At 64.0% G+C, this 18,448-nt stretch carries 18 protein-coding genes; 11 read left to right on the plus strand and 7 right to left on the minus strand.

The genetic code is table 11. The features are described from left to right. Window positions 1-14: 14 nt before the first annotated feature. From KSS93_RS13280 to KSS93_RS13295, 4 genes are all read left to right on the plus strand, one after another. A complete protein-coding gene (locus KSS93_RS13280) occupies window positions 15-1,907 on the plus strand; it encodes a phytase (RefSeq protein WP_217888642.1) in 1,893 nt (630 codons plus the stop codon). A gap of 251 nt (window positions 1,908-2,158) precedes the next feature. Next, window positions 2,159-2,872: a protein TolQ gene (tolQ, locus tag KSS93_RS13285; protein WP_217888643.1), complete on the plus strand. Its 714-nt coding sequence runs from the start codon at window positions 2,159-2,161 to the stop codon at window positions 2,870-2,872. A 12-nt stretch (window positions 2,873-2,884) separates the two neighbouring features. Further along, the gene (tolR, locus tag KSS93_RS13290; protein WP_217888644.1) at window positions 2,885-3,328 is read left to right on the plus strand and encodes a protein TolR; all 444 of its coding nucleotides are present in this window, start codon (window positions 2,885-2,887) and stop codon (window positions 3,326-3,328) included. Between the two features lie 2 nt (window positions 3,329-3,330). Beyond that, entirely contained in the window at window positions 3,331-4,110 is a 780-nt protein-coding gene (locus tag KSS93_RS13295) for an energy transducer TonB (protein ID WP_217888645.1), read from the plus strand. A gap of 155 nt (window positions 4,111-4,265) precedes the next feature. Here the strand turns inward: KSS93_RS13295 and KSS93_RS13300 are convergent, their stop codons facing one another. Both KSS93_RS13300 and bamA read right to left on the minus strand, forming a co-directional pair. Next, window positions 4,266-4,646 (minus strand): hypothetical protein, encoded by a 381-nt coding sequence (locus KSS93_RS13300; RefSeq protein WP_217888646.1) that lies wholly within the window; start codon window positions 4,644-4,646, stop codon window positions 4,266-4,268. A gap of 434 nt (window positions 4,647-5,080) precedes the next feature. Continuing rightward, window positions 5,081-7,444, minus strand: coding sequence for an outer membrane protein assembly factor BamA (bamA, locus tag KSS93_RS13305; RefSeq protein ID WP_217884500.1), 2,364 nt, complete (start codon window positions 7,442-7,444; stop codon window positions 5,081-5,083). 190 nt (window positions 7,445-7,634) lie between these two features. On the opposite strand from bamA, the gene KSS93_RS13310 reads away from it, so the two are divergent. The 4 genes from KSS93_RS13310 to KSS93_RS13325 all read left to right on the plus strand — a co-directional run bounded on the left by KSS93_RS13310 (window position 7,635) and on the right by KSS93_RS13325 (window position 10,488). Further along, window positions 7,635-8,327, plus strand: a complete 693-nt coding sequence (locus tag KSS93_RS13310; RefSeq protein WP_217884501.1) for a response regulator transcription factor — start codon at window positions 7,635-7,637, stop codon at window positions 8,325-8,327. Then, a complete protein-coding gene (locus tag KSS93_RS13315) occupies window positions 8,324-9,586 on the plus strand; it encodes a HAMP domain-containing sensor histidine kinase (protein WP_217884502.1) in 1,263 nt (420 codons plus the stop codon). The genes KSS93_RS13310 and KSS93_RS13315 overlap by 4 nt, the downstream gene beginning before the upstream one ends. Window positions 9,587-9,616: 30 nt before the next feature. Beyond that, window positions 9,617-9,817, plus strand: a complete 201-nt coding sequence (locus tag KSS93_RS13320) for a DUF1289 domain-containing protein (protein ID WP_217842954.1) — start codon at window positions 9,617-9,619, stop codon at window positions 9,815-9,817. Between the two features lie 479 nt (window positions 9,818-10,296). Next, on the plus strand, window positions 10,297-10,488 hold the full coding sequence (locus KSS93_RS13325) for a hypothetical protein (RefSeq protein ID WP_217884503.1): 192 nt from the start codon (window positions 10,297-10,299) through the stop codon (window positions 10,486-10,488). 179 nt (window positions 10,489-10,667) lie between these two features. On the opposite strand, the gene KSS93_RS13330 is transcribed toward KSS93_RS13325, so the two are convergent. From KSS93_RS13330 to KSS93_RS13340, 3 genes are all read right to left on the minus strand, one after another. Next, window positions 10,668-11,846 carry an integrase core domain-containing protein gene (locus KSS93_RS13330; protein ID WP_217884504.1) on the minus strand — a complete coding sequence of 393 codons (1,179 nt, stop codon included), beginning with the start codon at window positions 11,844-11,846 and terminating at the stop codon, window positions 10,668-10,670. Window positions 11,847-12,070: 224 nt separating this feature from the next. Then, window positions 12,071-12,766 carry a YoaK family protein gene (locus tag KSS93_RS13335; RefSeq protein WP_217884505.1) on the minus strand — a complete coding sequence of 232 codons (696 nt, stop codon included), beginning with the start codon at window positions 12,764-12,766 and terminating at the stop codon, window positions 12,071-12,073. 31 nt (window positions 12,767-12,797) lie between these two features. Then, window positions 12,798-13,271 carry a GNAT family N-acetyltransferase gene (locus KSS93_RS13340; protein WP_217884506.1) on the minus strand — a complete coding sequence of 158 codons (474 nt, stop codon included), beginning with the start codon at window positions 13,269-13,271 and terminating at the stop codon, window positions 12,798-12,800. Window positions 13,272-13,436: 165 nt separating this feature from the next. On the opposite strand from KSS93_RS13340, the gene KSS93_RS13345 reads away from it, so the two are divergent. Next, window positions 13,437-13,766 carry an alpha/beta fold hydrolase gene (locus tag KSS93_RS13345; RefSeq protein WP_217884507.1) on the plus strand — a complete coding sequence of 110 codons (330 nt, stop codon included), beginning with the start codon at window positions 13,437-13,439 and terminating at the stop codon, window positions 13,764-13,766. Here the strand turns inward: KSS93_RS13345 and KSS93_RS13350 are convergent, their stop codons facing one another. Continuing rightward, a complete protein-coding gene (locus KSS93_RS13350; protein WP_217884508.1) occupies window positions 13,767-14,384 on the minus strand; it encodes a dihydrofolate reductase family protein in 618 nt (205 codons plus the stop codon). A 207-nt stretch (window positions 14,385-14,591) separates the two neighbouring features. On the opposite strand from KSS93_RS13350, the gene KSS93_RS13355 reads away from it, so the two are divergent. After that, window positions 14,592-15,404, plus strand: a complete 813-nt coding sequence (locus KSS93_RS13355; protein WP_217884509.1) for a crotonase/enoyl-CoA hydratase family protein — start codon at window positions 14,592-14,594, stop codon at window positions 15,402-15,404. 36 nt (window positions 15,405-15,440) lie between these two features. Then, window positions 15,441-16,271 carry an NAD(+) diphosphatase gene (gene nudC, locus KSS93_RS13360; RefSeq protein WP_217884510.1) on the plus strand — a complete coding sequence of 277 codons (831 nt, stop codon included), beginning with the start codon at window positions 15,441-15,443 and terminating at the stop codon, window positions 16,269-16,271. Between the two features lie 781 nt (window positions 16,272-17,052). Here nudC and KSS93_RS13365 read toward each other — a convergent pair. Then, window positions 17,053-18,231, minus strand: coding sequence for an integrase core domain-containing protein (locus KSS93_RS13365; protein WP_217884504.1), 1,179 nt, complete (start codon window positions 18,229-18,231; stop codon window positions 17,053-17,055). Window positions 18,232-18,448 lie beyond the last annotated feature (217 nt).

An 18,448-nucleotide genomic window follows, 5' to 3' on the forward strand; every position in this document is an offset into this window, starting at 1 on the left:
GATACTGCCTGCCGATGCGTATGTTCAATCTGTCCATGCTGGGGCTGTGTATCGCCCTGGCCCAGGGCGCCGCCGTCGCGGCGCCGAACCTGGCCTTCAAGAGCCAGACCGTTGCCAGCGAATACAGCCAGTGGCTGGCGCCGCTGCCGTTCATGCACCAGGCCGAACGCTTGCAGGTGGCCGCCAAGGCCTTGCAGGTGGTCGATGCCCAGGGCCGTGTGCTCGGTGAGCTGGCCGGGCGTTTCGAGACCCTCGACCACCGCGCCGATGCCAAGGGCCTGCTGGTGGCGACTCTCGACAAGAAGCGCCAGCAGGCCTTGCTGACCCGCCTGGGTGGCGACGGCCAGTGGGCGGCGCCGCTGTACCTGCCCAAGACCCGTTATGCCATCGAAGGCCTGTGCCTGTACCGCGACAGCGCGCGCAACGACTTTTTGTTCCTGGTGGGCGAGGAGGGCGTTGGCGAGCAGTGGCTGGTCGGCCATGCCGGCGTGCCGCTGGCCGAAGCACGCCAGGTACGGGCCCTGAGCCTGCCGCCGCAAAGCGGCTTTTGCCAGGCCGATGACGCCAGCCACAGCCTGTACGTGAACGAAGAGAACGTCGGCCTGTGGCGCTACGAGGCGGCCGCCGAGGCGCCGCTGCTGCGCGAGCCGGTAGACCTGCGTGCGCCGTTCGGCGGGCTGGCCAAAGCTGCTGCGGGCATGGCCGTGGTGCCGGGCGGGCTGCTGGCGCTGGACCCGGCGGCGGGCGCCTTGCACCTGTATCAGCAGGCTGCCGGGCACTGGACCGCGGCAGGTGTGGTACCGCTGGCCACGCTCAAGGAGCCCGAACAGGTAAGCGCCCGCGCTGCCGGCAAGGGGCTGGAGCTGTTGCTGGTGGACGATAAAGGCACCCACCGCGCGCAGCTGGGCTGGGCGCCGAAAGCGCTGCCACTGCCGGCCGCCCCGGCGCAGGTCACCGCGCTGGCGCAGACCGACGGGGTACCCAGCCTGGGTGATGCGGCAGACGACCCGGCGATCTGGGTCAACCCGCAAAACCCTGCGCAAAGTCGTGTGCTTGGCACCGACAAGAAGGGCGGCTTGCTGGCCTACGACCTGGCTGGCAAGCAACTGCAAGACCTGCGGGTGGGGCGCCTGAACAACGTCGATGTGCGCAGCGGTTTTCGCCTGGGCGAGCGCGAGGTGGGCCTGGCGGTGGCCAGCAACCGTGACACCAATGGCCTGCATCTGTTCGCCATTGACCCGCGCAGCGGCCAGTTGAGCGATATCGGCCAGGTGCCCACGGGGCTGACGGAGGTTTACGGCCTGTGCCTGTTCAAGGGCGCCGATGGCGCCATCGACGCCATCGTCAACGACAAGGACGGGCGCTTCGAGCAGTACCGCCTGGACGGCAGCAGCGGCAGGGCCGGCGGCCAGCGGGTGCGTAGCTTCAGCACCCCGACCCAGTCCGAGGGCTGCGTGGCCGACGACCGCCGCCAGCGCCTGTTCATCGGTGAGGAGGATGTGGCGGTGTGGGCGCTGGATGCCCGCAGCAGTGCCCCGGCAACGCTGCACAAGGTGATCGGCGTGGGCGGCCCGGTGCAGGACGATATCGAAGGCCTGGCGCTGTACCACGGTGCGCAGCGCGATTACCTGGTGATCTCTAGCCAGGGCAACGACCGCTACGTGGTGCTCGAGGCCGAGCCGCCGTACCGGCTGCGCGGCAGCTTCCAGGTGGGGTTGGATGCCGAGCGCGGCATCGATGGAGCCTCCGAGACCGATGGCCTGGAAGTGACCTCGGCCAACCTGGGCGGGCCCCTGAGCCTGGGGCTGCTGGTGGTGCAGGACGGGCGCAAGCGCATGCCTGAGGGTAACCAGAACTACAAGTACGTGGCCTGGGCCGAGGTGGCCCGGGCTCTGGGGTTGGAGTGAAGGCCATCGCGGGGCAAGCCCGCTTTGGGAGCAACTGTCTTGCTCATTTCTAATAGCTGATGCGATCCCTGTGGGAGCGGGCTTGCCCGCGAACACCGGCGAAGCCGGTGCCATACACCGTGTCGCCCTTTTCGCGGGCAAGCCCGCTCCCACAGGGGCCGATATTGGCCCGGGAGCGCTGTCATCCCCCCGCAACCTCTTTGCCATTGACTAGGAGCCAGCCGGCTCCCCCGATTGAAAGGACACACAACATGCAAACTCCGACAACCCCGCTGCAACACACCACCGTCTGGGGCCTGGTCAGCGAGGCCAGCCTGGTGGTACAGGCGGTGATGCTGTGCCTGGTGCTGGCTTCGCTGCTCAGCTGGTACCTGATCGTCTGGCGCGGCACCTTGCTGCGCCGCGCCGAAGGCCATGGCAAGGCATTTCTCAAGCAGTTCCGCGAAGGTGAACTCGGCGCGCTGTACCAGGACGCCCAGCGCAACGCACCGGGGGCGGATGCTGGGCTGCAGCAGATCTTCGTCGCCGGTTACCAGAGCTTCCAGCAGTTGCATCCCGGCCAGCAGCCTGATGCGGTGCTGGAGGGCGTCGAGCGCAGCCTGCTGGTGGCCATCGCCGAGCAGGAAGAGCGCCTGGAAAAGGGCCTGCCGTTCCTTGCCACGGTGGGTTCGGTCAGCCCCTACATCGGCCTGTTCGGCACCGTGTGGGGCATCATGAATTCGTTCCTTGGACTGTCCCAGGTGCAGCAGGCGACGCTGTCCACGGTCGCCCCCGGCATTGCCGAGGCGCTGATCGCCACCGCCATCGGCTTGTTTGCGGCCATTCCTGCGGTGATGGCCTACAACCGCTTCTCGGCCCGTGCGCAAACCCTGATCGCCCGCTACTACGCCTTCGGCAACGAGCTGCAGGGCCGCCTGCAACGCCGCTTGCAGGCCGCCCCGGCGAACCTTGCCGCTGCGGCCTGAGGAGACCCGAGCATGCTAGTCAGACCTGTGCGCAAACATGGCCTGAAGGCCGAAATGAACGTGGTGCCCTACATCGACGTGATGCTGGTGCTGCTGGTGATCTTCATGGTCACCGCGCCCATGCTGGTGCAGGGCGTGCAGATCGAGCTGCCCAAGGTGGCCGCCGAGGCGTTGCCCACGCCGAACCAGCAGCGCATCGTGACGCTGTCGGTGAAGGCCGATGGCAGTTACTACTGGAACCTGGGCAGCGAGGTGGACACCACCGCGCAGACCGACAGCGCCGTGGACACCGCACAGATGCGCGAGAAGATCGCCGCCATCGTCGCGCAAGACCCGCAGACCCAGGTGTACCTGCGCGCCGACCGCGACACCGACTATGCCAGCGTAGTGGCCGGCATCGCCGAGCTGCAGCGCGGTGGTGTCAGCCGCCTGGGCCTGATTACCGAGGCGCCGTGACCATGACCAGCCTGACCTTGCAGCAACCGATGTGGCCAGCATGGCGCGAGCATGGCAGCGCGCTGGCCATTGCCGTGGCCCTGCATGCCGGCGCGGCCTGGTTGTTGTTCAGCCTGTCGCACACCCCCGAGCTGCCGCCGCCAGCGGCGCAGGTGATCCAGACCCAGCTGGTGCAGTTGCCGGCGCCGGAGCCTGTGGTGGCTGCGCCGCCGGTGGTGGAGCCGGCACCAGTGGCGCCTGCGCCAAAACCACAACCGACCGTGCAGGCGCCGCCGGTTGAAGACGCGGCGCTGGCGCTCAAGCGGGTGCAGCAAAAGGAGCGCCGCGAGCGCGAGCTGCAGGCTGAGCTTGCGCGCAAGCAGCGCTTGGAAAGCGAGCGCCGCGAGCAGTTGGCGCGGGACGTAAAGGCCCGCGAGGCGCGTGAGCAGGAGCAGCGCCTGGCTGCCGCGCGTGATGCCGAGGCCGCGCGCCAGGCCGCTGCCGCCAAGGCCCGTGCCGAGGCCGACGCCGCCAGCCGGCAGTACCTGCCGATCGCCAAAGAAGCGCCGGACTACCCGCAGCGGGCGCTGGACCGGCATATCGAGGGGGAGTGCACGGTGGCCTACACGGTAGACCCCGCCGGGCGGGTCACCGACCCGCAGGTGGTCGGCAACTGTCACCCGTTGTTCGTCAAGCCATCGCTGGCGGCGGCCAAGCGTTTCCGTTACCAGCCAAGGTTGGTCAATGGTCAGGCGGTGGCGGTGGCCAATGTGAAGAACACCTTCAGTTTCAGGATTGAGTGACGGGGTAATGCCGGGCTGACCATGAGCCATGGGCGGGCTCGGGGCTGTGGGAGCAAGTGTTTTGCTCAACTTCTAAAAACTGGTGCGATCCCTGTAAGAGCCGGCTTGCCGGCGATCACAGGCGCAGCCGGTGCCAGCTTTCGCCTGTGCAGGCCCTATCGCCGGCAAGCCGGCTCCTGCAGGGTAGGTGGTGTGTTTGCGGAGTCGCTGAGCCACACCAGCAACTGGTCGGGGTTGCCATTGGCCATGCGTTCGAAGGTGGGTGATTCGAGCATGGCCTTGGCGCGTGTGCCCAGCGCCAGAAGGTGGGTGGCGAAGCCCGGGCCGAGCTCGCCGCTGTCTTCCAGCGACAGGCCGCTGCGGTTGTGCTGGATGGCCAGGTGGTAGTGGCTGGCCGCATCGCCGCTGGCGGCCAGCACCACTGTGAAGCGCGCGCCGAGCAGGCTGGCCAGGCGCTGCTGTACCAGGGCCAGCAGCGGGGTGGGGTTTTCGTCGTGCAGCGCCGTGGCCAGCGCGGTGTGGGGGAAGGGTGGCATACGGGATCCTGCGCAAGAGGTTCTGTAGTGACCAGCTTAGGCAAGGGCACGGTGAACTTGGGTTAAGCGGGAGTAAAAGCAGGTAATACCCCTGTAGGAGATCACCCAGCCCTTTGGGCTGCGCTGTCGCGCAGAGAACTGGTCTTGCAGATGCTCCACGGTCCCTGTGGGAAGCGGCCTTGTGTCGCGATGGGCTGCGCAGCAGCCCCGGCAATCTTGCATGAGGCCGAGATCTTGGGGCCGCTTCGCGCCCCATCTCGACCGGACGGCGCCCCGGCAAGGCCGCTTCCCACAGGGACCGTGTTAAATCAATAAGTTGTAGTTTGCTCTATGAGAGCCGGCTTGCCGGCGATAGGGCCATCAGCCGCGGCATCATGGTTTGCAGGCCTGACGCCATCGCCGGCAAGCCGGCTCCTACAGGGGGGGCTCAGTTTTCAGAAGGTCTGGCCCAGGGAGAACTGGAAGATTTGCGTTTCGGCGCCGTCCGGCTTTTTCAGGGGCGCGGCCAGGCTGAAGCTCAGCGGCCCCATCGGGCTGTACCAGGTCACCCCGACGCCCAGCGACACCGCCAGCTGGTTCAGGCTCACGCTGCCGCAACCGGTGGTAGTGCTCAGGTAGCAGGTGTCGGCGTACACGTTGCCGGCATCGACGAACACCGAGCTGCGCAGCTGGCGCTGGTCCTTCACGAACGGCAGCGGGAACAGGTACTCGGCACCGCCGGTGATCAGGATGTTGCCGCCCAGGGCGTCGGTGTCGTGGTCGGAGTAATAGGCTTGGCCGGCGCTGGAATAAGCACCGGTGGCCGGGGTGTTGCGTGGGCCGAGGGTGCCGTCCTTGAAGCCGCGTACCGAGCCCTGGCCGCCGGCGGTGTAGTTCTCGTAGAACGGCAGACCGTCGGTGGCGCCATAGCCGTTGCCGTAGCCCAGGTTGGTGTGCAGGCGCAGGGTGGTGTTCTGGGTGACGGGCAGGTAGGTCTGGCCGCTGTAGTCGAGCTTGTAGAACGACAGGTCGCTGCCGGGGGTGGTGGCCATCAGGGTCAGGCTCTGGGCGTGGCCGCGGGTGGCCAGCACGCCCTTGTTGAGGGTGGATTCGGACCAGCCGATGGAGGCTTTGAGGTTGTTGAAGCTCTTGCCTTCGCGCTGGATGAAATCGTAGATCTCATCGGCGCTGTAGGTGCCCGGGCTGATGTCGTCGTGCTGCAGGGTCAGCCCGTAGGTCAGGCGTGAGGTCTCGTTGATCGGGTAGCCGATGCTGACCCCTGCGCCATAGCTGTTGATGGCGTAGTACGACACACCGTCGTCGTAGTAGTCGCTGTAGTCGGTGCTGCTGTAGAAGGCGTTGTAGCCGAGGCTGACGCCATCGGCGGTGAAGTAGGGGTCGGTGAAGCCGAAGTTGTACTTGGTCTGGTACTCGCTGCGGGTCAGGCCGATGGACACCTTGTTACCGGTGCCGAGGAAGTTGCTCTGGCTGATCGAGCCACCCAGGATCAGGCCCGCGCTTTGCGCGAAACCGACGCTGGCGGTGATCGAGCCCGAGGCTTGTTCTTCCACGGCGTAGTTCACGTCGACCTGATCGTCAGTGCCTGGCACTGCTGGGGTTTCGACGTTGACTTCCTTGAAGAAGCCCAGGCGCTCAAGGCGGGTCTTGGACTGGTCGATCAGGTAGGTCGAAGCCCAGCCGCCTTCCATCTGGCGCATTTCGCGGCGCAGCACTTCGTCTTCGGTCTTGGTGTTGCCGCGGTAGTTGATGCGGTTGACGTAGGCACGCTTGCCCGGGTCGACCACGAACATGATGTCCACGGTGTGGTCTTCATCGTGCGGCTGCGGCACGCCGCCTACGTTGGCGAAGGTATAGCCCTCGTTACCCAGGCGGCGGGTGATCAGGTCGGAGCTGGTGGTCATGACCTTGCGCGAGAACACCTGGCCAGGCTGCACCAGCAGCAGCGACTTGACCTGGTCTTCCGGCACTTTCAGGTCGCCGGAGAGCTTCACGTCACGCACGGTGTACTTTTCGCCTTCGTTGACGTTGACCGTGATGTAGACGTGCTTCTTGTCCGGAGTGATGGACACCTGGGTGGAGGCGATGTCCATGTTGATGTAGCCGCGGTCCAGGTAGTACGAACGCAGGCGCTCCAGGTCACCGGAGAGTTTTTCGCGGGCGTACTTGTCGTCGTTCTTGAAGAACGACAGCCAGTTGGTGGTTTTCAGCTCGAACAGCTGGGCCAGCTCTTCGTCGTCGAACACGGTGTTGCCGACGATGTTGATGTGCTGGATGGCCGCCACGGTGCCTTCGTTGATCTTGATCTTCAGGCCCACGCGGTTGCGCGGCTGCGGCACCACTTCGGCGTCGACTTCGGCCGAGTAGCGGCCCTGGGCCACGTACTGGCGCTGCAGCTCGTTACGCACGCCCTCAAGCGTTGCACGCTGGAAGATCTCGCCTTCGGCCAGGCCCGATTGTTTCAGGCCCTTCATCAGGTCTTCGGTGCTGATCGCCTTGTTGCCTTCGATCTCGATGCTGGAGACCGACGGGCGCTCGACCACGTTGATGATCAGGACATTGCCGTCGCGGTTCAGCTGGATGTCCTGGAAGAAGCCGGTCTTGAACAGCGAACGGGTCGAGTCCACCAGGCGACGGTCGTCGACCTGGTCACCAATGCTCAGCGGCAGGGCGCCGAACACGCTGCCGGCAGACACCCGCTGCAGGCCGTTGATGCGGATGTCGGCGACTTGAAACGTTGCCGCCTGGGCCAGCGAGGCCTTGAGCAGCAGGAGGGAGAGCAGCAGTCGCGGGTAGTTCATCGAGGGTTCCAGGCAGGCGTGTTCGTGGGGGTAGGGCGGGGCTGGCGAAGCGGGCGATGAGCATACGAGCGGGCTGTGTACGGCGCGGTTAACCGGGGGTAAAGATGTGTAAAGTCCGACCGGGCGGCGGTGACAGGCGGGCGGTGCGGGGCGATCATTGGCGGCTGTAGACCCTGCCAAAGCGTGCCCCATGACCCCTGTGCTACTGGTCGACGACGACCGCGAACTCACCGAAATGCTCGCCCTGTACCTGGCCCGCGAGGGCTTTTGCGCCACCGCCGTGGCCACCGGCGAGGAGGGCGAGGCCCATGCCCTGAGCGGTGCCTACCAGGTGGTGGTGCTGGATGTGATGCTGCCGGGTATTTCGGGCATCGACGTGCTGCGCCGGGTGCGCGCCCGCAGCCAGGTACCGGTGCTGCTGCTTACCGCCCGTGGCGACAACATCGACCGCATCGCCGGCCTTGAGCTGGGCGCCGACGACTATGTGCCCAAGCCCAGCTCGCCGGGTGAGCTGGTGGCGCGCCTGCGGGCGATCCTGCGCCGGGTGCAGCCCCAGGCTGCGAGCGATAACCAGGCGTTGGATGCGGTCAGCAGCGGCGCGCTGACCCTGTGGCCGGGGCGGCGCCAGGCGCAGTGGGGGCTGACGCCCCTGGACCTGACCGGCACCGAGTTCAGCCTGCTGGAGGCGTTGACGCGCCAGGCCGGGCAACTGGTGAGCAAGCAGGACTTGTCGCTCAACGCCCTGGGCCGGCCGCTGACCCGCTATGACCGGCGTATCGATGTGCATGTGAGCAGCATCCGCCAGAAGCTCGGCCCGCGCGCCGACGGCAGCAGCTGGATCCAGAGCGTGCGGGGCATGGGCTACATGCTGATCGTCGAATGATGCGCCGGCGCCTGTTCTGGAAGCTGTTCCTGGCCTTCTGGCTGGCCAACTGCCTGACCTTTCTGGTGGGGGCGGGCGCCTTCATGCTCGATGAGCTGCGCGGCGACACCCCGGCGTTGCGCTCGTTGCTGGCTACCGAACTGACCCTGCTCAAGCGCTACGGCGAGCAGGCCGGGCGGCAGTTGCTGCAGGTGTCGCCCCAGCCGCCGGATGTGCAGGTGGGGCTCTATGACGCAAGCGGGCGACTGCTGGCCGGCAAGGCGGTGGCGCCGGTGCGTTTCGAGCAGGCGCTGAGCGACGCCGATGGCCGTGCGCTGGTGTTGCGCGCCTCGGTGGCCAGCGGTGTGGGTGAGGCGCCGCGCCCGCGCAGCATGGGCCCGCTGGTCACCGGCACCTTGATGAGCGCGTTGTTCGCGTTGCTGTGCAGCCTGTACCTGACCCGCCCGCTGGCCTGGCTGCGCGAGGCCATGGGCCAGGTGGCGCAGGGCCGTTTCGAGGTACGGGTGCGCCCGCGTCTGGGGCGGCGGCGCGACGAGATCGTCGACCTTGCCGAGGACTGCGACCGCATGGCCGGCCAGCTCAAGGCGCTGGTGCAGGCCCAGCAGCACCTGCTGCACGACATCTCCCACGAGCTGCGCTCGCCGCTGACCCGGCTGCATGCGGCCATCGGCTTGCTGCGCCAGCAACCGGAGCGCGGCGAGATGCTTGAGCGTATCGAGCGCGAATCGCGGCGCATGGACGATTTGATCGAGCAGTTGCTGACCCTGGCCCGGGCCCAGTCGCGCCAGGATGACGGCGCCTGCGAGGTGCTGGATGTGGTCGAGTTGCTGGCGCAGATCGTCGAGGATGCGCGCTTCGAGGCGGGCATGAAGCAGTGCCGGGTGGTGCTGGACAGCGACGGTGCGTTCGTCACCCGTGGCCATGAAGAGTTGCTGTACCGCGCCTTCGAGAACGTGATTCGCAATGCGGTGCGCTATACCGCGCCGGGTACCGATGTGTGGGTGCGGGCGCTGCTGGTGGCGGGTGGTTTGCGGGTGGAGGTGAGTGACCAGGGGCCGGGGGTGGAGCCTGGGCGGCTGGCGGGCATCTTCGAGCCGTTCGACCGTGGGGCGGACAGTGGCGGTGACGGGTTTGGCCTGGGGCTGGCGATTGCCCAGCGGGCGATTCACCTGCACCAGGGGCGCATTGGTGCGCAGGCGGGCGAGGGCGGTGGCTTGCGGGTGTGGATCGACTTGCCCTGCGGGTTGCCTGGAGTATGATGCGCGGCCGCTTCAGGAGCCTTGCCGGTTATGGCCAAAGAGATCGAGAACCCCTGTGTTTCGTTGTGTCAGCTCAACAGTGAGCTGTGTGTGAGCTGTGGGCGCACGCGTGAGGAGATTCGCAAGTGGCGGGGGATGAAGCGGCCGGAGAAGATGGCCACGGTGCAGCGGGCGGCGGCTCGGGTCAAGGCGTTGGTCAAGAAGGGGGGGAAGCGCCAGGGGCGGGATTGATGGGGTTTGCCTGGGGGCGGGGGGCGGCTTGCCGGCGATTGCGTTTGCGTGGGCGGCTTAGATCTGGTGGTGTACGTTATTGTTTGTTGGTTTGTTGGTTCGTTTTAAGTTGTTTTAGTTGGTTTTTAAGTTGTATGCGCATTCATTATTTGTATTGACGCTTATTCACCTTTCCGCCCTTACGGCGGCTCACTTTTTGAGGGATCAAAAAGTAAGCAAAAAATCCTCGCTCCATTCATACGGCCCCTACGCTTCGCTCCGGGGTTCCCTCACTCCGGGCTTGCTCCGGGGGTACGCGCCGACGGGCCGTCCCTGGCCCGATCGGCGCTCGACCGGCATCCATGCCGGTCGCCCCCCTACGCAATCCCTGCGTTCGGCCTCCTGAAGTCGCGAAGTTAGGGGCGGCGCCTGGGCTGGCGCAGCTAACCGCTAGTTGCCACCGTGGGAACTCAGGATAGCAATCGCCGGCTTGCCGGCGATTGCGCCCGAACAAACAACACATCAATAACAATCAAACCAACATCCTGGTTTTTGATCTGGTTTTTGATCTGGTTTTTGATCTGGTTTTTGATCTGGTTTTTGATCTGGCTTTTGATCTGGCTTTTGATCTTGCTTCTAAGCGCGCAATAGCCCAGGCAACACAAATCGCGACTTCAGGAGGCCGAGTGTAGGGATTGCGTAGGAGGGCGACCGGCATGGATGCCGGTCGAGCGCCGATCGGGCCAGGGACGGCCCGTCGGCGCGTACCTCCGGAGCAAGCCCGGAGCGAGGGAACCCCCGAAGCGCAGCGTAGGGGGCCGGATGATGGGAGCATGTACGGGTCACCCACATGGGTTACACAAAAGTTCGCTCACATAGGTGACAACACCTGAAGTGTTACATAACCATCATCGGCATCTCGCTCATCGATCCTGCCGAGAATGATTGGGCCGAAAATAACATCCCACACCCCATCCCCGACTTGCTCCAGCCCAATGGTCTGATGCTTGAGCACGTAACCTACATAGATCCTCAAACCCCGGCGGTTGACGATGCCACTGCGATCAGCTGGCAGGCTCTCGATATGACTGGGGTAAGTCATTTCAGGTAGTTTTTCCGGGAACGGGCGTGGCGAAGGCTGGTAGCAGGACGCTGGTGTTTTCTGCTTCAGTGCTTCGTGGAGCCGCTCGTAATTGTAGTGTTGCCGGAAGCGGTCGAAGTGCCGTTGTTGAGCCTCCCAAGCCACTGCGGGCGGTGACGGAAGCGTACTTTTGAGTGTTCGGTGCATACGCTCGTGCCGACCATTTTGCTCCGGTCTGCCAGGCGCAATACGTTCAGGAATGATGCCTAGGCGCAGCCACCAGATGGACAGCTGGGAGAGCCCTGCACGCCCTTTACTGGCAAACGGCACGCCGTTATCGGTCCGGATACGTTCAGGTAGCCCGTTTTCACGAAAGACCTCAGTGAACACAGCCTGTGTCTCCAGAAAGTTCGTATTGGCCATGCTGTGGCACGCGAGCAAGAAGCGACTGGCGTGATCCATGATCGTCAACGGATAGCACCAGACCCCAGCTCCTGTCAGAAACTGGCCTTTGTAGTCCGCAGTGAAGAGCTGATTGGGCGACTCCGCCTTTTCAAGCGGCTTGGGATAGACCGCTACGCGCTGACGCAGGCGCCGCGGCTTGATCAGCTCGGCTTTCTTGAGGATGTTGTAGATCGTTGTCTTGGAGGGAGGCGCCTGGTCAGGAAAACGTTCCTGCAATGCGGCCTGGATCTTCTTGGGCCCAGGCTCCGTCTGGCCCTTGCCGCGTAATTCGATAATGGCCTCGCGAACGGCGACGGGTACAACCCAATCTTGCGTCAGCCGGCGACGGCTACGTTCCTCTAGGCCTGCTGGGCCAGCTTTCTCGAAACGCTCGACCCATTTGTAACCGGTCTTTCGACTGATCTCGTAGGCCTCGCAAAGGGCGCTGAAGCTAGGCGCCCCCTGGAGATAGTCAGCGATGAAAAGCACTTTCATGTCCATAGGTTTCAGCTCTCGCCAAGGCATGGTCAGATCCTCGAAAAACCGACCATGCCAGTTAAAAACTGTTACCTATGTGCGTGAACTGATTTGTAACCCATGTGGGTGAGTCATACCAGCAGGGATTTTTTGGTGACTTTTTGATCCTTCAAAAAGTTACCCGCCGTAAGGGCGGAAAGGTGACTAAAAGCCGTCATCGTCAATGAATATGCTTACATCTCCCAAAGCAACCACCATCAATCCCCGACTCCTTACCGCACCATAAACCCCACCTGCCAAGCCCGCGGCACAAACCCCACCACCAACGCCAACAAACAAGCCAACCCGCCACTCCCCGCCAGCGCCAGCAACCCCAGCCGCTGCTGCAACCAGGCCCCGATGGCCGCCCCGACCAGCATGCCCGCCCAGGGCACCAGCTGGACCCGCCAGCCCCCGCGCCGCTCCCCCAGCAACCAGCGCCCCAGGCCCCGCCCAAAGCGCGACAGCGCCCCGGTGACATAGGTAAGCCCGATCGGCAGCCCGTTCACCTGCTCGACCACGGCATTGAGCATGCCCATGGCCAAGGTGGCCAGCACCAGCGCCGGGAAGGTCCACGGCAGCGGCCAGGCCGCGCACGCCAGCAGGGCGGCGACGATCAGCAGCAACGGCGCGGCGCGGCGGCGCAAGCGCCGGGCCAGCACCACCCCCAGGGCATTGCCCGCCACGAAGCTGAAGATCGCCAGGGCCAGGCGCAGTATCAGCGCAAGGTCTGCCTCGCTGATCGCCACGGCAAGGCGCGTGGTGTTGCCACTCATGAACGAGACGAAATCACCCAGCGCCAGCAGGCCGATGGCATCGGTCATGCCCGCCAGCACCGACAGCGCGGCCACCAGCCCCAGGCCCACGCGCCCGCGCAGCACATGCAGGCGCGCCCGGCGGGCGCTGTGGGAGGCGGCAGTGGGCAGCATGGCGATGTCTCCAGAGGGCAGGGCCCTGATGTTATACCGCTATTAGCGCCTTGCGCATGGGTACGCACAACAGTTGCAGGCCCGCCGGCGAGTGATAGACCGCTTGGGTGTCACCCTCATAGCCGCAGCGCCGGTAGAAGGCCGCAGCGTTGAGGGTGGCGTCGAGGTGGATCTGTTCCAGCCCGGCGGCCCAGGCGATACGTTCAAGGTGCGTGACCATCGCCCGGGCGACGCCGCGTTGCATGTGCCCGGGCAGCACAAACAACCCGCCCAGCTCGCCACTGGCCAGGTCGATCATGCCGGTGGCGACGGTGTTGCCGTCCAGGCAGGCAAGGTGAAAGTGGTCGGCCACCAGCGTGGTAAAGCCCTCGCTGTGGGGCACCTCGGCCCAGGCCCTGGCGAGATCTTCGCCGTAATCGCCGGGGCACTGGTGGAGGATCGCCTGGCGGCGGATGGCGTAGGCGTCGCGGGCGTCGTGGCGGGTTGCGCGGCGGATATCTAACATGGGTCCCTCCCTGTTTTGGCTGTAAGGCGACAATGCCCCGTGCTTGACGATGTGCGGCAAACACAAGGGCGCCATTGCAAACCCTGGATTGGCGCATGGCAACTACTCAAGGGCTGCCCATGGCGCCATGCTGCGCCTTCCCTTTGGCTGGCAGCGAGGCGTGCGATGGAACTGGATATACCGGTGGTACTGGTCAATGGCCTGATCGGCTGCCTGGATCATCCCGCACTTCACCAAGGCTTGCACCCCCGGCCGGTGATCGCTCCCGATCTGCTGGGCTACGGCACGCTGCAAGGCATGCCTGCCGGGCGTATCGATATCGCCGCGACCCCGGTGCATTTGCTCGCCGGCGAGCATTCGCGCAGCGGCTGGGACGTACCGCACTGGGCCGCGCAGCAGGCGGCCAGCGTCACCGTGCTGCCGGGCGTTGGCCACCTGATGATGCTGGAAGACCCACAGGGCTTTGCCCAGGCCCTGGCCAGGCTGCTGGCCTGATCAATCGATCGAGCCGGTTTGCGCCTGGCTTTTTTGCTCATAGTGGGCCAGCAGCACGCCTGTGGACGTGGCGAAGTGTTCGCGCAAGGTGAACGCTGCGGCCTGGGCATCATCACCGAACAGGCGTTTGCCGTGCCCGAGCACGACCGGGTGCACCAACAGGCGCAGCTCATCCACCAGCCCGGCGGCCAGTAGCTGCTGTACCAGCTCGGCGCTGCCTTGGGTCAGCAGGGCGGCGCCGTCCTGCTGCTTGAGGGTGCGCACGGCTGCGATGACATCGGCGCCCAGCACGTGGCTGTTGTGCCAGGCCACCGACTCGGGGTGGTGGGTGGCGACATGCTTGGCCACGCCATTGAACAGCTCGGCCATTGGCTGGTTTGGCGAGTCGGCGGCGACCTTGGGCCAGTAGCCCGCGAAGATGTCGTAGGTGCGCCGGCCCAGCAGCAGCTCGAACGGCTGGCTGAACAGCGCCTGCATGGCCTTGCCGAAGGCTTCGTCAGCGTACGGCGGCAGCCAGCCGCCGTAGACGAAGCCACCGCTGGTGTCCTCCTGCGGGCCGCCGGGGGCCTGCATGACGCCGTCTAGGGTGATGAAGGCGGCGACGATGAGCTTGCGCATGAGGGGTGCTCCTTGGGATGGGTTTGCCAGGTAGTCGATTAGGCCGATGGAAATTCGACAACAGAAGCAGAAAGCCGCCAGGGCCTCGTAAGAAAAGCCGCTGACGGGGCGCTACAAGGGTTGGCAGTCTTGCTTTTGGCACAAGTACGGCCTGGTGGGTGCGCTAAGATCCTGCGCGTGAACCCTTTCCCCGCAGGAGTGCCGCCCGTGACTGAATACACCGCATTCAAGGTTGAACTGACCGACAGCATCGCCCACGTGCAGATCAACCGCCCAGAGAAGATCAACGCGATGAACGCGGCCTTCTGGGAGGAAATCGTCGATATCTTCCAGTGGGTCGACGACACCGATGCGGTGCGTGCGGTGGTGATAAGTGGTGCCGGCAAGCATTTTTCATCCGGCATCGACCTGATGATGCTGGCCTCGCTGGCCGGGCAGATGGGCAAGGACGTTGGCCGCAATGCGCGCCTGCTGCGCCGCACCATCCTGCGCCTGCAGCGCTCGTTCAATGCCGTGGACAACTGCCGCAAGCCGGTGCTGGCGGCGATTCAAGGTTACTGCATCGGTGGCGCTATCGACCTGGTGTCGGCCTGCGACATGCGTTACTGCGCCCATGATGCGCAGTTCTCGATCAAGGAAATCGACATGGGCATGGCCGCCGATGTCGGCACTTTGCAACGTTTGCCGCGTATCATCGGCGACGGCATCCTGCGCGAGCTGGCCTACACCGGGCGCATGGTGGACGCCGACGAAGCGCTGCGCATCGGCCTGGTGAACCGGGTTTACGATGACCAGGCGGCGCTGCTGGACGGGGTCTTTGCCATTGCCCGCGAGATTGCCGCAAAATCACCGGTCGCCGTGGCCGGCACCAAGGAGATGCTCAGCTACATGCGTGACCATCGTATCGACGATGGCCTGGAGTACATCGCCACCTGGAACGCCGCCATGCTGCAGTCCGAAGACCTGCGGGTGGCGGTGGCTGCCCACATGAGCAAACAGCAACCGACGTTCGCCGACTGACCCCTGTTGGCGGGCGCCTTGAAGGGACCCGAACCGATGTCAGCACGCTGGACAACCGCAGTACTCGACCCGCAGATCGCCGGTGGCCTGGCCGTGGCGCGCAGCCCCGAGGGCTTTTTGTGTGACGCCAACGGCGCGCTGTTCCCCCGTGACTGGCTCAAGCGCCAGGGCCTGGAGGTGCTGTGCGAGCACGGGATTGGCCATTTTGACGGGCAGCCGGTGTTTGTGCTGGAGCTGCGCAATGCCGGCGAGGTGCCGGGCTGCGCCTGGCAGGGGCTGCGGCGCTTCATGCTCGAGGGCGACTTCGACACCTACAAAGTGCTGGGTTATGCCGCGCAGATCGGCACCTGGGCCCGCGAGCACCGGTTCTGCGGCAGCTGCGGGCAGCCGATGACGCAGATCCACTGGGAGCGGGCGATGTACTGCCAGCCGTGCGATCTGCGCAGCTACCCGCGTATTTCGCCGAGCATGATCGTGCTGGTGACCCGTGGCGATGAGGTGTTGCTGGCGCGTTCGCCGCGCTTCGTTACCGGGGTGTACAGCACCTTGGCGGGGTTTGCCGAGCCGGGTGAATCGGCCGAGGACTGCCTGGTGCGTGAGGTACGTGAGGAGGTGGCGGTGGAGGTGAAGAACATCCAGTACGTTGGCAGCCAGTGCTGGCCGTTTCCGCATTCGATGATGTTGGGGTTTCATGCCGAATATGCGGGGGGGGAGATTGTCATGCAGCCGGATGAGATCGAGGATGCGCAGTGGTTCAATGTGCATGAACTGCCGCCGTTGCCGGCGGGACGGTCGATTGCGCGGTATTTGATTGATTTGTATGTGGCGCGGCGGTTGGGGTTGGTTGAGCCGGTGTTGCCTGCTTGATATTGGTTTGTTGGTTTTAATTGTTTTAATTGTTTTAATTGTTTTGATTGTTTTGATTGTTTTGAAAGTTGTAGGCGCATTCATTATTTGTAGTGACGCTTATTCACCTTTCCGCCCTTACGGCGGGTAACTTTTTGAAGGATCAAAAAGTCACCAAAAAATCCTCGCTCCATTCATACGGCCCCTGCGCTTCGCTCCGGGGTTCCCTCACTCCGGGCTTGCTCCGGGGGTACGCGCCGACGGGCCGTCCCTGGCCCGATCGGCGCTCGACCGGCATCCATGCCGGTCGCCCCCCTACGCAATCCCTGCGTTCGGCCTCCTGAAGTCGCGAAGTTAGTGGCGGCGCCTGGGCTGGCGCAGCTAACCGCTAGTTGCCACCGTGGGAACTCAGGATTTGATCGCGGGGCAAGCCCGCTCCCACGCCAGAAGTTGGTGCGCACAACTAGCGTGGGAGCAAGCTTGCCCCGCGATTGTGCCAGAACAAAAAACACATCAATAATAATTAAACCAATATCTCTGCTCTTGATCTGGCTCTTGATCTTGCTTCTAAGTGCGCGGTAGTTCAGACAACACAAATCGCGACTTCAGGAGGCCGAGCGTAGGGATTGCGTAGGAGGGCGACCGGCATGGATGCCGGTCGAGCGCCGATCGGGCCAGGGACGGCCCGTCGGCGCGTACCTCCGGAGCAAGCCCGGAGCGAGGGAACCCCCGAAGCGCAGCGTAGGGGGCCGGATGATGGGAGCATGTACGGGTCACCCACATGGGTTACACAAAAGTTCGCTCACATAGGTGACAACACCTGAAGTGTTACATAACCATCATCGGCATCTCGCTCATCGATCCTGCCGAGAATGATTGGGCCGAAAATAACATCCCACACCCCATCCCCGACTTGCTCCAGCCCAATGGTCTGATGCTTGAGCACGTAACCTACATAGATCCTCAAACCCCGGCGGTTGACGATGCCACTGCGATCAGCTGGCAGGCTCTCGATATGACTGGGGTAAGTCATTTCAGGTAGTTTTTCCGGGAACGGGCGTGGCGAAGGCTGGTAGCAGGACGCTGGTGTTTTCTGCTTCAGTGCTTCGTGGAGCCGCTCGTAATTGTAGTGTTGCCGGAAGCGGTCGAAGTGCCGTTGTTGAGCCTCCCAAGCCACTGCGGGCGGTGACGGAAGCGTACTTTTGAGTGTTCGGTGCATACGCTCGTGCCGACCATTTTGCTCCGGTCTGCCAGGCGCAATACGTTCAGGAATGATGCCTAGGCGCAGCCACCAGATGGACAGCTGGGAGAGCCCTGCACGCCCTTTACTGGCAAACGGCACGCCGTTATCGGTCCGGATACGTTCAGGTAGCCCGTTTTCACGAAAGACCTCAGTGAACACAGCCTGTGTCTCCAGAAAGTTCGTATTGGCCATGCTGTGGCACGCGAGCAAGAAGCGACTGGCGTGATCCATGATCGTCAACGGATAGCACCAGACCCCAGCTCCTGTCAGAAACTGGCCTTTGTAGTCCGCAGTGAAGAGCTGATTGGGCGACTCCGCCTTTTCAAGCGGCTTGGGATAGACCGCTACGCGCTGACGCAGGCGCCGCGGCTTGATCAGCTCGGCTTTCTTGAGGATGTTGTAGATCGTTGTCTTGGAGGGAGGCGCCTGGTCAGGAAAACGTTCCTGCAATGCGGCCTGGATCTTCTTGGGCCCAGGCTCCGTCTGGCCCTTGCCGCGTAATTCGATAATGGCCTCGCGAACGGCGACGGGTACAACCCAATCTTGCGTCAGCCGGCGACGGCTACGTTCCTCTAGGCCTGCTGGGCCAGCTTTCTCGAAACGCTCGACCCATTTGTAACCGGTCTTTCGACTGATCTCGTAGGCCTCGCAAAGGGCGCTGAAGCTAGGCGCCCCCTGGAGATAGTCAGCGATGAAAAGCACTTTCATGTCCATAGGTTTCAGCTCTCGCCAAGGCATGGTCAGATCCTCGAAAAACCGACCATGCCAGTTAAAAACTGTTACCTATGTGCGTGAACTGATTTGTAACCCATGTGGGTGAGTCATACCAGCAGGGATTTTTTGGTGACTTTTTGATCCCTCAAAAAGTTACCCGCCGTAAGGGCGGAAAGGTGACGAAAAGCGCTCATCGTCAACGAATGCGCATACATCTCCCAAAGCAATCACCATAAGCCCG

This window comes from Pseudomonas xanthosomatis (genome assembly GCF_019139835.1).
Classification (GTDB): Bacteria; Pseudomonadota; Gammaproteobacteria; order Pseudomonadales; family Pseudomonadaceae; genus Aquipseudomonas; species Aquipseudomonas fakonensis.

Coding starts and splice junctions, on each gene's coding strand:
- KSS93_RS13280 (WP_217888642.1), top strand. CDS start 15: ATGCGTATGTTCAATCTGTCCATGCTGGGGCTGTGTATCGCCCTGGCC.
- tolQ (WP_217888643.1), top strand. CDS start 2,159: ATGCAAACTCCGACAACCCCGCTGCAACACACCACCGTCTGGGGCCTG.
- tolR (WP_217888644.1), top strand. CDS start 2,885: ATGCTAGTCAGACCTGTGCGCAAACATGGCCTGAAGGCCGAAATGAAC.
- KSS93_RS13295 (WP_217888645.1), top strand. CDS start 3,331: ATGACCAGCCTGACCTTGCAGCAACCGATGTGGCCAGCATGGCGCGAG.
- KSS93_RS13300 (WP_217888646.1), bottom strand. CDS start 4,646: ATGCCACCCTTCCCCCACACCGCGCTGGCCACGGCGCTGCACGACGAA.
- bamA (WP_217884500.1), bottom strand. CDS start 7,444: ATGAACTACCCGCGACTGCTGCTCTCCCTCCTGCTGCTCAAGGCCTCG.
- KSS93_RS13310 (WP_217884501.1), top strand. CDS start 7,635: ATGACCCCTGTGCTACTGGTCGACGACGACCGCGAACTCACCGAAATG.
- KSS93_RS13315 (WP_217884502.1), top strand. CDS start 8,324: ATGATGCGCCGGCGCCTGTTCTGGAAGCTGTTCCTGGCCTTCTGGCTG.
- KSS93_RS13320 (WP_217842954.1), top strand. CDS start 9,617: ATGGCCAAAGAGATCGAGAACCCCTGTGTTTCGTTGTGTCAGCTCAAC.
- KSS93_RS13330 (WP_217884504.1), bottom strand. CDS start 11,846: ATGCCTTGGCGAGAGCTGAAACCTATGGACATGAAAGTGCTTTTCATC.
- KSS93_RS13335 (WP_217884505.1), bottom strand. CDS start 12,766: ATGCTGCCCACTGCCGCCTCCCACAGCGCCCGCCGGGCGCGCCTGCAT.
- KSS93_RS13340 (WP_217884506.1), bottom strand. CDS start 13,271: ATGTTAGATATCCGCCGCGCAACCCGCCACGACGCCCGCGACGCCTAC.
- KSS93_RS13345 (WP_217884507.1), top strand. CDS start 13,437: ATGGAACTGGATATACCGGTGGTACTGGTCAATGGCCTGATCGGCTGC.
- KSS93_RS13350 (WP_217884508.1), bottom strand. CDS start 14,384: ATGCGCAAGCTCATCGTCGCCGCCTTCATCACCCTAGACGGCGTCATG.
- nudC (WP_217884510.1), top strand. CDS start 15,441: ATGTCAGCACGCTGGACAACCGCAGTACTCGACCCGCAGATCGCCGGT.
- KSS93_RS13365 (WP_217884504.1), bottom strand. CDS start 18,231: ATGCCTTGGCGAGAGCTGAAACCTATGGACATGAAAGTGCTTTTCATC.